This is a genomic window from Marinicellulosiphila megalodicopiae, from assembly GCF_045862395.1.
Lineage (GTDB): Bacteria > Pseudomonadota > Gammaproteobacteria > Pseudomonadales > Natronospirillaceae > Marinicellulosiphila > Marinicellulosiphila megalodicopiae.
Genome location: NZ_AP023087.1, coordinates 4109321 through 4124691 on the forward strand (window position 1 = coordinate 4109321; position 15371 = coordinate 4124691).

Genomic DNA, 15371 nt, shown 5'->3' on the forward strand with positions numbered 1-15371 from the left:
GTATTAAATTTACTGCTGAGGTATTAGTTTCAATTCTTTGCCAATCACATCAGCAGCATCGTTATTAAATGTCATTGGATGCAGCTCTAAATCTTGATGCGGTTGAATATTATTGTCGTAATACTCACTTAAAATATTGCCACTTTGACCCGTATTATTTATAAACCCGCTATTATTCCAGTTACCCAAATCAATCACTTGGCGATAACTTGCACCCGCTATTTGACGATAAGCATTACTTTGTGACCAAGTCCATTTAGTATTGTTAATGGTATAAGCACCACCGGATGTTGATACTTCACGATCAAAAACAAGATCCAAAATTGGGAATCCCACAAAAGCTTGATGAGGATAATGTGCACTGTGAATACCGCCCCATGTTTTGTCTTTTCCGACATAACGACTAAGTTCTACAACTGCCTCTGTTAACGACTCTAGTACTTGTTTTTCACAATTTTCAATTGGCTTTGTTCTTATGTGATCACACCAATCGCTTAGTTGGCTGTCTTCGTCTTGTATTAGATTTTGTTTGATAAATACTGGTCTAAAATCACCAATGACTTTAAATAACTCCGCAAGTCTCCAATCGGTTAATAAGTTGCCACGTAATTCATCACTGACAATCAAGTGATTGAAATGACGTAACCAAATTTGATATATCGCGGCCGCTTCACTGTCTTGCGTCAACACCCCATCCCATTGTTTCATTAAATTAACAGCATAAACTTGGCGTTCTGATTTAGGCTCTAACGCTTGCAAAAATGGAAGAATTTCTCTTACTTGCAGGCTGGTGACATCACCTTGCATTAGTTGAAAATCTTTGACAGTCAGTTTTGTTTTGTTTGCTATAAATTGTGTTAACAACTCTTCAATACGATCAGCTCGATAAGGCGGCGCCCAATCGTTTGATATTAAATAAGGATACTCATCAGAATGCGCTTTATTATTTGCAGCAACGATATAACCCGATTTTGGATTCAAAACCTGTGGCATTTCGTCTAATGGAATAAACCCATTCCAATCGTATTCTCCTGTCCAGCCGATTACTGGTAAACGACCATCGCCTTTATTTCTAATGGGTACTTTTCCCGCTGCAATATAAGCAATATTGCCCTCTACATCTGAATAAACAAAATTAAGTGCAGGTGCCACAAACCCTGTTAATGCTTGTTTAAATTCAGTCCAGTTAGATGCGTAATTTAATTTCATGAAACTATTAAAACTGGTATCGTTTTTAGTCAATGCTGTCCATTTTAATGAGATAGGCATTTCAGCTGTGCCTACTCCATCGCTTAATAAAGGACCATTTTTAGTTGTGCGAACCTGCCACTTTAATGGTGGTATGGCATCACGAAGCATTTCAGGAAAATCTTGTTTGACTTTAATGTATTCATCGATGACTTCCATATCGACCCACTGACCATTAAATTCATATTGATTTTCGTTTAATGGATTGAGTTTTTCTATATATAAATCCTGTACGTCAGCAGTCAGTGAAGCGCCACCCCAGGCAATATTATTGTTATGACCTAACCACACAAAAGGTAAGCCGGGATACGTTGCCCCAGTAACATGTAAACGCTCACCTGATAATTCGGCTAAATACCAAATTGATGGAATTTCAGTACCTAAGTGAGGATCTGCCGCCAATAGTGGCTGTCCACTTTGTGTATGCTCTCCAGATATTGTCCAAGCATTACTGCCCAAACCTTCAAACCCCATTCTGTAGCTGTCTTGTAAATTTTTATGTATGGATAATAATTCGATTTCAGAATTAACACTTAATGATTCAGTAGCAGGCTCTTGCGTGGTAATAGTGGCCGAATCTTTAGGATAATTAGGAAATAACTCATAGGCTTTTTCTTTGCCAATTTCTTTAATTAATAAATCTAGAACCAATTCTTGTTGGTAGTTAAACCCAAGATTAAGTGCCATCATTTTCATTAATACAATTGAGTCTTCTGGCGCCCATTGTTGAGGTTCTATACCAAATATTTTAAATTCAACGGGTAAAACCTGAGCACTATTAATCCACTCATTTACTCCATTTACATAGGCATTTAAACTTGCAGCGGCTTGTGTATCTAAATGCGACACTGCACTTTTAGCTGAACGATACAAACCAAGCGTTCGCATATATCGGTCGATCAATAAACTATTAACCCCCAATATTTCACTCATTCGGCCTTGACCTAATCTTCTTTGGAATTCCATTTGCCACATTCTGTCTTGAGCATGCAAATAACCTAACGCTTGAAAAGCATCAAGGTCATTATTTGCAAAAATATGGGGAATGGCATTTTCATCTCGGATGACCCGCACATCTTTTAATAGGCCTTTCATATGAATTTCGCCTTCTACTTCAGGAAGACTTTTTAACATATGCGTATAAAAAAATATGCAAAGTGCAAATAGGGGAAGGATAATCCATACAAGGAAACGTGAAAGAATTGGACTGGTTTTGAACATTATTAATTTACCTTAAAATAGTCTTACAGAATAAGGCAATATATTTTCAGTAAAAGTTGAAACCTGTCAATTTGCCAAATGTTGTAGTTTTTATTTGATGGATTGTTACAGAAGGAAAGAATAAAAATTGATATCACTCTAAAGGTAATACTTACTTCATCATCCCTAAAGCACCTCCAAATGCAAGTACTTGAAATAAGTAAAGGCCACGAACTTACCTAAACTCATCTTATAAATATCCTAATCATTATCGTTAAGTCTAATCAAATACTCTGACTGCAATTAACCATTTAAATGCACAGATTCAAAAATATATTTCTTTTTTGTGATGCATAGCATAATTTAATTTTTCTAGAGAATTAATATTTAATAGTTTTTACATAAACTATTATCTTAAAACAAGATTACAATAAAATGACAACACTATTCTAGTTTGAAACAAACAATAAAGTGTCACCTTTTGAGCCAAATACAAACTCAACTAAACCGATGAGCTAATGAGAAAAAAACAAATAGTCAACTGAAAAATACAGCAACACTAAAAATATTCCATTTAATAATAATGTATTATATAAGGATGTTTTCAATCTGCTTATGGACTTCTCATCTATTTCTTCTAGCGCAATCTGTAATTTATAGGATTTAAATTTACGTAAAGCTGATCGTATACCCACAAATAACAGTACCAGACTTAATACAGCTCCAGATCCGCCAATAACAAGTGCCATTTTTGCTTCAGCTGCACTAGCCTCGGCCTCTCCAGCATGAGCAAACACTTTTGTAGCCCATAGATAAGTTCCAGTTAGTATTCCAATTCTTTTAAAAATATTCATCACATTCCCTAAAAAGCAGCCAAACATATTTTGTTAACGCTACAATTTCTACACTGAAGAATACCAATAACTATTCACATTATTGAAAACGTATTCAATTTCCTAAAAAATAAATTAAAACACTAAAAATTATTTTATGCAAGTCATGAAATTATTGCAAAACACATACTCAAATTAATTTTTTAATTGTTGACTTTTAACTCATTTTTTAATTTACTGGCGCGGATTAATCTAAGTAAAAATCCTTGCACTTATCTAGATAACTAGAAATAGGACTATCCAATATCTAGTATCTAGTATTTTGCTCGCCGTAACGCAAGACTAAGAATTTATTGTTTTTACTTTTTAGCATTAAAGGTGTTCATTAAGAATACGCATATCAAAATCTAACAAATATTTTTTCTTTACAGAAACAATATTTAATTAAAAATTTTAAACCGAAGAATTAAGGGAAACTAATTTATGAAATTTTTTCAAAAAACAGCAGTATTATTATTATCATTAACGCTTGCAGCCCTAGCCAATGCTCATGGCGAATCAGGTGTGGCGGGTGGTTTTATTTTAGGATTCAAACATCCTATTGTAGGCTGGGATCATGTAGTGGCAATGGTAGCCGTTGGTTTATGGGGAGCGTTCTTAGGCAAACCAGCAATTTGGATTTTACCTGTAATTTTTCCAGTTGTTATGGCCTTTGGTGGCGCTATGGGTATTATCGGAATTCCAATTCCCGCTATTGAAACAGGTATTGCAGTTTCTGCTATTGTACTTGGCTGTATGGTAGCTATTGCAGCTCGCCCTCCTATTTGGATTGCAGGAATCATTGTTGGTGTGTTTGCAATATTTCATGGACACGCACACGGAACAGAACTTCCAACAGCATCGAGCCCTTTAGCTTATAGTATAGGATTTGTTCTTGCGACTGGACTACTACATTTAGGTGGTATTGCATTTGGTTATTTAACAAGATGGCCAGCTGGAAAAATTATTATCCGAACAGGCGGTGGCGCCATTGCACTTTCTGGCATTGGTTTTTTAACGGGCATGTTATGATTTTAAAATCTGTCAGAAAAAAATCTATTATTCTATTTGCAACGCTTTGCCCTAGCTTAGCGTTTGCAGACGGATACATCGAAAGCATGAACAGTTTTTTTAAAGGTTTTTTAAATCCAGTTCTTGTGCCTTCGCTAATCATATTAGTGATTGCCAGCGCAGTATATTTAGGGCAACAAGACCAAAAAGACAACTTTAAAATTCTATTAAGCTACCTCATAGCTACAGTTATAGGTGCAATACTTTCAGCTACTATAATACCAGGCAGTTATGAAATTCTTATTTTATTTATTGCGTCTATTTTAGGATTATTATCGGCTCTAAATTTAAGCCTAAAAAGAATTGGCTATTTAATCATAGCAATTGTAACTGGTGCCTTACTTGGCATAGAGTCAACACCCGTTGACATTCTTGCAAAAGATAAATTTTCTTTTCTGTTAGCGAGTACTTTAAGTTTGTATTTACTGTTTTTATCCATCATTACATTGTCGAGTTTGGCAACAAAATATGAATGGCAAAAAATCAGCTTGCGAGTAATAGGCTCGTGGATTATTGCAATCTCACTTTTAGTTATTACACTTTCTTTTGCAAAACCGATCTGATAATTTAATTAAATACAATTATGCTAACTATTTGGCCCGCACTATATTGACCTATATATTGGCTTATATATTTTCCGATCTTATTTGCTAGCAATTGCACTGAATACATGGTTTTTTAATTAAATAAACACATCGAAGTAATTATTGTGTTTATTTAATTATTGGTTGTTCTTGAACTAATATGCCATTTTTATAGTCATTTATTGCTTGATCTATCTCTTTTTGAGTATTCATTACAAATGGACCATAATGCACTACAGGCTCATTAATAGGCTCTCCCACCAACAACAATAATTCAACTTTTTCATCCGCGCAATTAAGTATTAAATCTTGTGGATCTACATTTAATAATACCTGTGAAGGCGAATCATTCAGCTTGCCTTTATAAATTAACAGCATGGTTTTTCTATTTTGGGTATCAACATTTAATTTGCTATAAGGCTCTAATTCAATATCTACTACACTGATATTTGCCGGAAGTGTTTGCAGCGGCCCAACAATAGTTTGTTGATTAATTACTAGACTTCCACCAATAATTTTTACTTTTGCTCCATCAAAATCAATCCAAGGCATTTCATCTTTTTGTACATCTTGATATTCAGGAGTTTTCATTTTATCTTTGGCGGGTAAATTAAGCCAAAGCTGAAACCCACGTACCTGAGAGTCAAAATTCTCAGGCATTTCAGAATGAATGACTCCACTTCCTGCGCTCATCCATTGCACACCTCCAGAAGTAATACTGCCAATATTTCCCATACTGTCTTTGTGCGAAAACACTCCTTGCTTTAAATACGTCAGTGTTTCAAAACCACGATGTGGATGAGATGGAAACCCTTCTTTAATTTCTGATATATCATCAGAGATTATTTGATCCACCATTAAAAATGGATTTAAGAAATGATCATCAAATCCATGAACACGAGTTAATTTAACTCCTGCACCATCAGAAGAGGGATGTGTTTTTTTACTAGATAATATTTTCATAATTTGATCTCATTTGTTAACTATGATTGTATTATGAATATTTAAATGATAAATGAAAGGTAGTTAATTGCAGGATATGTTTGCATAAATGCAATTATGATTATTCGGATAATTTTAGAATGATTCTAATCTCATATTAATATGAGTTATTCTGAACTTTTGACGTTAAAAAATTAATCACGACGCGATCCCTTAAACTATGTGATTGCCGCTTATAATCAGATCATTAAGTTTTAAACATTGCTGCATAAATTTTTTATGGGAAGCTGAAAATAAAAAGTACGTTTATCTCTCATTATTAAATGATGATAAACGCACAATCGCCTAACACTTTAAACTGTACTAATTACTACTTAATTTCAATTACAAAATTTTCAGTTGCACGACGTACTTTTTTCAAACCATTTAACCAGTCACCCTCTTCAGCACGATAACCTACTGGTAATAATACAACTGAACGCAACCCTTTTTCTTCCAGAGCTAAAATCTCATCTACTTTAATAGGATCAAATCCTTCCATTGGTGTACAGTCTACTTTTTGTTGTGCCGCGGCAATTAAAGCACTGCCCAATCCAATGTAAGCCTGTCTAGCTGCATGCTGATAATTCACTTCTTTATCACGAGGTACGTAGTTGGCTAATAACATTTGACGATAATTTTCCCAACCTTCATTTTTAAATCCCCGCTCTTCATTTACTAAATCAAACATTTCATTTATACGTGCTTCTGTGTAATTGTCCCAGGCTGCAAATACAATCAAATGTGAACAATCTACGATTGGGTCTTGACTCCATGCATGTGGGTGGATTTGTTTTTTTATTTCATCATTAGTAATAACTAATACCTGAAAAGGTTGAAGGCCACTTGATGTAGCACTTAATCGAATCGCCTCTAAAATATAATCAATTTTTTCTTGATCTACTTTTTTCGATGAATCCATTTTTTTAGTGGCATAACGCCATTTTAAATCGTCAATTACTGTGCTCATATTTTGTACCTTGATAAATGTTATAAAAAATTGTTTACCCATAATGGTTTCAAATTTCTCAATATCAATGATACCAATCGTCATTTTTTTTCATCCTTGTTAAACTTCCATAAAATAACCGAATACGGCTCATTTATATGCACGCCCTAACACCCATCAGCGCCAATAAAACCACAGCACTCATTAGTTTTCACTTTCATAAACCAATAATTAACTTCTTAAAATTGTCTATTTTATTTCAAAAAAAAAGTGACTAATGGCATAGGCTTTTTAAGCACATCATCTTGTTTTTTACGATTATTTCTTTGTTATTAATGCTTAATTATTATACTAAAATAATCATAATTAAATTAATTTCAGAACATTTTACTGATCAAAAAACACCCATCACTTTGATTTAAAATTTAATTGCAATCAGACTACTTTTTGGAATTTTTACTCTGCAAAAAATTTATTAGATTTAAACAAAGGTCAGTACAAGTTATAATCTTGGTCACTTACTTTACATAGCGATGTTAAAAATGAAAAAATTATTAATTGCAACAACTCTCACTCTTTCATGCAGCACCGTATTTGCAGGTGGCACAGGAAGCACAGATATTGCGTTAGCTTCATACGGCGGTATAGGTGCGGTTGTGTCTATAGGTGTCCCATTAGATATTACATTCTTATCCGATAACGGCCTTCATACTTATGGAGAAATAGAAGCGGCCATTGGAATACATGAAAGTGTGAATGCAGGCTTAGAATTAGCAGGCGGGATCTTAGTTAATGTGGCTGACGGGTTGAGTATTTATGGAAGCCTAGGTCCTGCTATTGGAATTGATGCAGGTTTTGGTTTAGGTGTTGAAATTGGGTTTAATATTGATATTAATGACACCACCATTTTTATTGAAGGTGGCAGCCATCCTGGTTCAAATTATGTGGCTGTTGGTATGAGTCTGTAGGATTAAAGTTTTCAAATATTAAGCCGCTCCTTGTTTAGTGATAGTTACAAAATCGCTAAACAAGGGGCATTTTTTCATTCAGAATAACGGACTATTCTTCAATATTTTTTTGTCAATTATAAAATAGTTTTTTATACATACCCTTTAATTTCAACTAAACAACAATCCACATAAATTCATCAACCCCCCTCAAAATTTCGAAAGTAAATTCCATACCATAGAACAAAAACTACCAAGACATACTAAATTAAAAACTCACGCTATTAACAAATCATATTCTTAATGTTAATCGAGAATTTTCAATGAATTGATGGATAAAATATTTGATATTTTGAAACCAGCACAGTTTTTCTGATCGATTTCAAGAGGGTCAGAGTTGAATGGCACTTAGTTAAGCCCTAGAGTCTGATTAAATAAGGCCTGTAGGCATGATAATCCATTAAAAAAACAATAAGACAGCCAGTAATTTTGTTATAATTAAATCACCACAAAATAACGAAACAAAAAAACTGACTGTACGACTATTATCGCTGATCAAACCCAAAATCTAAACCCTTATTTAACTAAAACACCTTCAGTATCTGATTTTTTATCTATTTTAAATGCGCCTGAAATCATGGGTATATTTGAACAATATTCAATCAATAAAAGAGACTCTAAGTTCAATAATGAGACCACTTTGGCCATGTTTTTGAAGCAAGTCATGAGTGAGGATCGCTCATGTGCAAAAGCCGTCAACGATTTTATTATTCAAAATAACGATGACAAACTCAGTGCAAATACCGATGGATATTGCCAAGCCAGAATAAAACTTCCTACTATGTTAATTCAAAATTTAGTGCGAAATATCGGGAAGAAAGTATTGGATTTAGTACCTAAATCATGGACACATAATGATCGTAGAATTTTTATTGTTGACGGCTCAACAAGTACCATGCCCGATACTGAGGCATCACAAAAAAAATACCCTCAGCAAGCCGCGCAAAAACCGGGTTTAGGATTTCCAATATGTCGAACTTTAACCGTAAATTGTTTAAGTACTGGCACGATTAAAGATTTTGCAATTGGGAAGTTTAAAGGTAAAGGTGCAGATGAAGGGACCTTATTAAGGTCGGTATTAGACACTTTTGAGGAAGGTGATTTAGTGCTAGGGGATGCATTATTTGGGACTTATTTCCTATTATTAGAGATGCAAAAGAAAAAAGTTGATGTGTTATTTGAACAGCATGGAAGTAGAAAGTGTACAACGGATTTTAGGAAAGGAAAAAGTTTAGGCACGCGAGATCACTTAATTGATATTCTAAAACCAAAGAGAAAACCAGAATGGATGGATCAAGAATTTTACGATCAAAGTCCTGATTTTATCACCATCCGAGAAGTGAAAATCAATCATAAAATATTAATCACCAGCATCCTAAATCCGCAAAAAGAAAGCAGAAAATCACTAGGTAAATTATATAAAGATCGGTGGCATGTTGAGTTGGATTTCAGAAACTTAAAAACCACATTGGGCATGAATATTTTGAGTTGTAAAACGCCAGAAATGTGTGAGAAGGAAATGTGGATGCATGTGCTTGCGCATAATATTATTCGATTATTCGCAGCACAGTCTGCCATTATTTTTAAAATAAAACCTAGAACCATAAGTTTTAAACATTGCCTGCAAGTTTGGTTAACTTATAGCCAGATTGATCGGAGGCCAGATGATGCGATGTTTGCCTTAATATCGAAACGGCGAGTTGGTAATCGGCCTGGAAGAGTTGAGCCAAGAGCGGTAAAACGAAGGCCAAAACCGTATAAGTTATTGACCGTTAAGCGAGAAATTGCAAGAGCAGATATTAGAAAAAATGGGCACCCTAAGAAACAGAAATAGTACTTTATTAAAAGGTTTTATCTCTTAGCTAAGTGCCATTCAACTCTGACCCTCTTGATTTTAATAGCAGGTAAAGAAAAGCCCGCTTTTGCGGGCTTTGTAGTGATGTTTTTAGAGTGTTATGGATTGCTTATTGAGCGTTTATGTCAAATGTATGACCAGACCCCGAGCGTCGGTTTTTTATACGCAACACATTTTATATTTTTTCCCACTTCCACAATGACACGAATCATTTCTACCTATTTTTATTTTCTTGATACTGTTATTAGACTCACTATTCATTAGTGAATATAAGAATTCTATATTAGTTTTAGCTCCCTTAGTATTTACATGATTCTCGCCTAAAGTTGAATTTAAAATATTTAGTGCTTTATTTAAATAGTCCAACGCTTTAACATAATTCTTTATATCTGTGTAATATACACCCATTGTATTATATGAATACGCAAGATCTATAGGATTCGCGCCACCCTCTAATTCTCTTATATTTATTGCCTTTTCAATCAGAGGAAATGCATTATCATACTGCTTAATTAATCGATATAACTCACCCAAATTATTATATACACTAGCGGTAATTACATGATCATCACCCAAGGTATTTTCATAACCTTTCATTGACTTAATATATAAAGGTAATGCTTTTTTATTTTTATTAATCGACACATACATAAACGCCAAGTCATTATCAAACACCACAACTTAAACACCACAACTTAGACAAACACCACAACTTAGACACACAAGATAATCAAATTCTAACCAAGTAAAAACCTAATACTGCATATCAATATAATATTTTTTCAAATTTATGGATTTTACCCTAGAAAACCAAAGTAATAATTAGAATCACCACAACTTAGACACCACAACTTAGACACACAAGATAATCAAATTCTAACCAAGTAAAAACCTAATACTGCATATCAATATAATATTTTTTCAAATTTATGGATTTTACCCTAGAAAACCAAAGTAATAATTAGAATAACTAGAAAAAGGCGATTTTTAAATCAAGAAAACTACCAAAAAAACTACCAAGACACACTGACTTAAAAATTCCTGACTTAAAAATTCACGCTATTAGCAAATCACATCCTCAATATTAATCCTGAGTTTTCAATAAATTCAACTTATTTATGGATAAGATATTTGATATTCTGAAACCAACGTAAGTTTGCTGTTTTTAAGACGTGCGGATTTTCTAATTCGACGAATTAGTCTTTTGATATTAAAACGGAGATATTATTATCTATTTATTTGGCTTACCAAAATAATACAAACAATTTGATACATTTAATGCGCGTTCGCGGCCAAAGTTTTTCACGGTATCTATTATAGATAAAGACTCACCCACAATACCTTTAAAGCTTGATTCAAAGCTCGATGTGATATGCATCCATTTCACGGGATCTATATTTAACCTTGTCATCAACTCAGGAATATCGGAATCAATTTTACCTAATTTTCCTTTTCGTGATTGTCGACCTGTCCATTCCACCAATTCAATATAAGTGGTTAATCGGCAAGGAATCCCTTTTGGCATATCTTTTCTAGCCCAGCCTGCAAAATTCATTAAACTATCAACCTGTTCTTTTTGATTATTAGGTTTATCGCTTTTTAAAGATTGTTCGATGCGTTTTTTAATACTGGTATGCGCCGATTTCTCCGGTGTTTTTGCCATTTTAGCTCTCACCGGATTTAAATCCACATAAGCCATGCAGGCCAATAATGCTTTTTCATCAAGTAATGCTTGAGACTTAAAACGCCCCTCCCAAAATTTACCTGTGCAATTGTCTTCTTGATTAGCAATGCGCGCTAACGGCTCATTAATACATTTCATAAACCAACCCAAATCCATTAAACGGCTACGATATTCATCGGCACGCTCTTGTACTAAATTCATTTCAATTTCTGATAAAAGCTCACCTTTGACGTATTTTTGAGTTAACACTGTGCCTTTGTAAACCTTATGCCAGCGTTCGATTACCTGAAGATCGCTCAGGTTTTTAGAAGCATCAAGATCTACAAACACAACTAAATGGAAATGATTTGACATAATCGCATAGGATGCTATTTTTATATTAAAGATCGTTGGCAATTCTTCTAAACGATTTTCAATCCATTCTTGCCTGTGTGAATAATCCTTTTTAGTGACGGAATCTTTACCCAAGATAAAGCATCGCCTGCAACAACGACTTACCAAATGATAGTATGGTGTAGCCTCAATAGATACGAGTTTCTTTCTGGCGATTGGCATAAAAAACCTCCTGTAGACAATCATTTCTTTAATTATTTTTAATTAATTAAATAATAGTTTATGGAGGTAAAATCGCTATTTTATTTTTGTGACGTTTTGTTGCTTAGGTTGTGTGTCTATGTAGTTGTATTTTTGTGACGTTTTGTTGCTTAGGTTGTGTGTCTATGTAGTTGTATTTTTAAAGAATAGTTTAAGACGGTGATTTCGCTCTCCTAGTTTTGTGACGTTTTGTTGCTTATTCAGTGTGTCTTGATAGGTTTTTTTTGTGAAATCGCTATTTTATTTTTGTGACGTTTTGTTGCTTAGGTTGTGTGTCTATGTAGTTGTCTATGTAGTTAGTCGCTAGTTTTGTGACGTTTTGTTGCTTATTCAGTGTGTCTTGATAGGTTTGGTGATGAAATCATGCAATTTGTTGCAGTAAATATATGTAATTCTTCTTTATATATTTGTTTTTTTAGAAAATCCGAATACCTTCGCCAATACAACATCAGGGAAAGATTGAATACGTGTATTATAGTGATTTATCGAATCGTTATACCCTTCACAAATGAGACTAATTTCATTTTCCACATCAGATTGTCTATATATAAAGTCACGAATTAATTCATCACTTTTTAATTCTGGATATTCTTCTGAAATTACATCAAATATTTTATTAAACTCCAAATATTGTTTGAGTATTTTTTTTACTCGATTAGGAGTTGCGTTACCTTCCTTTAAAACCTTGTTAAAGTTTGAGCGTAATATTGATAAAGTCTGTAGTAATTCATGCTCGTGTTTCACGTACCCTTTTACGATATTTTGAATATTGCCTAATAAATCGTAGCGTTTTTTCAAAGAGACTTGAATATTAGTAAAATTTCTATTAACTCTATTACGTAAAAATAATATATCGTTATAGTGTAAAATACCGACAATACCCGATAGAGAGAAAAGTATAAACATCGCACTCAATAGGTAATTACCAGGATCAAATGAACCTGTTATTGCCATACATATTAAACCGAATAATATAGATAGTGAAAATACTCCGCCCATCATACTCATGGCAATCAATCCTTTTTTTAAAACTATACTTTTATCACTATAATTACTGATAATGAGTGGCTGATCTATTTCAGATTTCATCATCAATTGGCCACTTGAATAACCAACACTTAAATACCCAAATAAATAAATAGATTGATTAAATGATATGCACGTTTCTGTGTATCGACGACCTCCTTTTACTTTCACAATGGAATATTCGATTGATACATCTGCTTTTGACGGGTTTATGATTATTTCGCATCCAGATTCATCCGTACACTTAAATAATTTTTTCTCCTTTTTGTGCTCAAAAGTTACCCAAGGACTTTCATTGTCACCTTCATCTTGACGGCCTTCGACCTTATAATCATACCAACAACATTTTCTTGAAGTTAAAGGAGATATCAGTCCTTGATTTTGATATTCAATCACCGTCCCTTTAATTTCACTTAAACCGACCATTGCACCTTTCACTTTACTGGTTGGTATATTTTCCATCGATCTTTTAGCAATCGTAAGTTTTAGCCCAACCTTAAGAAAGGCAATCAGTAATAGAGTTATAATACCTAACACAGCAATCATATAATCATGTTTTAGATAAATATTACCTATATTATTAGGAAGTATGTCAAAGCTTGCATCAGGTAATTTAGTAAAACTAAGAAAAGTAACAATATTATTTGGAAATTTATTTAGTTGATAATCGGCGTTGCTATACAATTGTTGGTAATATTCTTCGATAAATACTTGTCCACTTTTTGTTCCATCTAATATTTTAAAGTTTATATTTTGCTGATGCACATTATCAGTTATTTGAGATATATCTCGTTTAATTAAAGCGCCACCTATAACCGTCAGTAACACTATTTGTACAAGTGCTAATATAGCCATAAATTCGATTATCTTATGCTTTTTTAAAATTAGAAATAAAATGATTACCGCAATTGTTATAAGGGTTATTGCCAGCCATATATTTATAAGACCTTTTTCACCCCTTAAAGATAACTCCTGATTATTTTTTTTTATAAAATAAGGCGTATCTATACTGGGAGAAAGAATAAAAGTATTTGAATTCTCATTTGGTTTATTTCCATACAGATAAAATTCATCAGCACTCTCTATCCACCTTAGAGTGTGTCGATTTTCATCTTCAAATATTACTTTTTCATGAACATAATCGATATTACTCGAATCTTGATATTTTAATCTGACGCGTACTTTTCCACTTGTATCTGCTAGATTAAAATCAACCATATCAAATTTATGAATAATTGTTTTCCATTGTATTTTGTCATCGATTAAGTTTTTATAACTTTTTTCTATTTTATAGTCATACATCAACACCTGTTTATCAAAAATTGGCGTTATGAGTGTACTCTCAAGTGATTCAGCGATTCCATAGACTAAATAATCACCCTTTACCATAATGCCGATAGGTGCAATCTTTAAATTATAAAAATCGCGCATCTCTTTCATTTGAGACATGCCTATATTTAATAATATGGTGCCACCAATCAATAAAAAAAGTGTAGCCACTATGTAAGCTATTTTTCGAAAATCTATGTGTCTCATAAAATAATATTCACTATACATATCGCTTTTTAGTAAAACCAAATCGTTTTGCTAATATTCTGTCTGGAAAGGTCTGTTTGCGTTCGTTGTATTTATTCACTGAGTCGTTATGCTCTTCTCGTATTAAGCTAATTTCGTTTTCCATGTCTTTTTGAGGATTCATGAAGTCTCGAATAAATAATCACCTTGAGTTGCCACACCAATAGGCACAACCTGTAAACGTGATAAATAACGCGTATTTTTTACAGAATTCATTCCGCCAGTTAATAAAATGCCACTAATCACTAAAAATAACAACGCAAGTGCCGGGATAAACTCTTTTTCGTAAATCTGTGTGTTTCATAAAATTATAATTGTTAAAAAAATTAAGTATGACATATAGTTAATTCATCGAATAGCTAAGAGATCTCCATCATGAATACAACCATCGCTCTTTTACGTGGCATCAACGTAGGTGGTAAAAACAAACTGCCCATGAAAGATTTAAAAACGTTATTAACTCAACATGGTTTACACAATATTCAAACGTATATTCAGTCTGGAAATGTGGTATTTGACTGTGAACATTATCAATTAGATATGGGGAAAATCATTGAAGCAGAATTTGGCTTTTGTCCCGATGTAATGATTTTATCTAAAGCGCAATTATTAACCAGCATTCAAAACTGTCCGTTTACTGCTGATGGCTTACCCTGACACACACAATAAGCTTGAAAAGCTTGTGTTAACTGGCTTTAAAATTATATAAATCAAAGAACACTAAC

Annotated in this window: 14 protein-coding genes; 5 read left to right on the top strand and 9 right to left on the bottom strand. The window is 33.4% G+C overall.

Annotated features, from left to right (window positions below; translation table 11 throughout):
- Positions 1–9 precede the first annotated feature (9 nt).
- Positions 10–2343: a penicillin acylase family protein gene (locus TYM08_RS17665; protein ID WP_422380470.1), complete on the bottom strand. Its 2334-nt coding sequence runs from the start codon at positions 2341–2343 to the stop codon at positions 10–12.
- A 620-nt stretch (positions 2344–2963) separates the two neighbouring features.
- Positions 2964–3302: a hypothetical protein gene (locus TYM08_RS17670; protein ID WP_422380471.1), complete on the bottom strand. Its 339-nt coding sequence runs from the start codon at positions 3300–3302 to the stop codon at positions 2964–2966.
- A 462-nt stretch (positions 3303–3764) separates the two neighbouring features.
- Between TYM08_RS17670 and TYM08_RS17675 the strand changes: the two genes are divergently transcribed.
- Together TYM08_RS17675 and TYM08_RS17680 are read left to right on the top strand one after the other, a co-directional pair.
- Entirely contained in the window at positions 3765–4352 is a 588-nt protein-coding gene (locus tag TYM08_RS17675; RefSeq protein ID WP_422380472.1) for a HupE/UreJ family protein, read from the top strand.
- A complete protein-coding gene (locus TYM08_RS17680; protein ID WP_422380473.1) occupies positions 4349–4954 on the top strand; it encodes a HupE/UreJ family protein in 606 nt (201 codons plus the stop codon). Before TYM08_RS17675 ends, TYM08_RS17680 begins: the two co-directional genes overlap by 4 nt.
- A gap of 150 nt (positions 4955–5104) precedes the next feature.
- Here the strand turns inward: TYM08_RS17680 and TYM08_RS17685 are convergent, their stop codons facing one another.
- Together TYM08_RS17685 and TYM08_RS17690 are read right to left on the bottom strand one after the other, a co-directional pair.
- Positions 5105–5938, bottom strand: a complete 834-nt coding sequence (locus tag TYM08_RS17685) for a pirin family protein (protein WP_422380474.1) — start codon at positions 5936–5938, stop codon at positions 5105–5107.
- Positions 5939–6287: 349 nt separating this feature from the next.
- Positions 6288–6926, bottom strand: coding sequence for an NAD(P)H-dependent oxidoreductase (locus TYM08_RS17690; RefSeq protein WP_422380475.1), 639 nt, complete (start codon positions 6924–6926; stop codon positions 6288–6290).
- A gap of 521 nt (positions 6927–7447) precedes the next feature.
- Between TYM08_RS17690 and TYM08_RS17695 the strand changes: the two genes are divergently transcribed.
- Complete coding sequence (locus tag TYM08_RS17695) at positions 7448–7873, top strand: hypothetical protein (protein WP_422380476.1); 426 nt, start codon at positions 7448–7450, stop codon at positions 7871–7873.
- 526 nt (positions 7874–8399) lie between these two features.
- Complete coding sequence (locus tag TYM08_RS17700; protein WP_422382845.1) at positions 8400–9746, top strand: IS4 family transposase; 1347 nt, start codon at positions 8400–8402, stop codon at positions 9744–9746.
- A 180-nt stretch (positions 9747–9926) separates the two neighbouring features.
- Here TYM08_RS17700 and TYM08_RS17705 read toward each other — a convergent pair whose 3' ends face one another.
- The 5 genes from TYM08_RS17705 to TYM08_RS17725 all read right to left on the bottom strand — a co-directional run bounded on the left by TYM08_RS17705 (position 9927) and on the right by TYM08_RS17725 (position 14904).
- Positions 9927–10445: a tetratricopeptide repeat protein gene (locus TYM08_RS17705; RefSeq protein WP_422380477.1), complete on the bottom strand. Its 519-nt coding sequence runs from the start codon at positions 10443–10445 to the stop codon at positions 9927–9929.
- Between the two features lie 553 nt (positions 10446–10998).
- Complete coding sequence (locus TYM08_RS17710) at positions 10999–11919, bottom strand: transposase (protein ID WP_422380478.1); 921 nt, start codon at positions 11917–11919, stop codon at positions 10999–11001.
- Positions 11920–12444: 525 nt separating this feature from the next.
- On the bottom strand, positions 12445–14571 hold the full coding sequence (locus TYM08_RS17715) for a LemA family protein (protein ID WP_422380479.1): 2127 nt from the start codon (positions 14569–14571) through the stop codon (positions 12445–12447).
- A gap of 49 nt (positions 14572–14620) precedes the next feature.
- Positions 14621–14770, bottom strand: coding sequence for a LemA family protein (locus tag TYM08_RS17720; protein WP_422380480.1), 150 nt, complete (start codon positions 14768–14770; stop codon positions 14621–14623).
- Positions 14767–14904, bottom strand: a complete 138-nt coding sequence (locus tag TYM08_RS17725) for a hypothetical protein (protein ID WP_422380481.1) — start codon at positions 14902–14904, stop codon at positions 14767–14769. Before TYM08_RS17725 ends, TYM08_RS17720 begins: the two co-directional genes overlap by 4 nt.
- A 117-nt stretch (positions 14905–15021) precedes the next feature.
- Between TYM08_RS17725 and TYM08_RS17730 the strand changes: the two genes are divergently transcribed.
- Complete coding sequence (locus TYM08_RS17730) at positions 15022–15303, top strand: DUF1697 domain-containing protein (protein WP_422380482.1); 282 nt, start codon at positions 15022–15024, stop codon at positions 15301–15303.
- Positions 15304–15371: the final 68 nt, after the last annotated feature.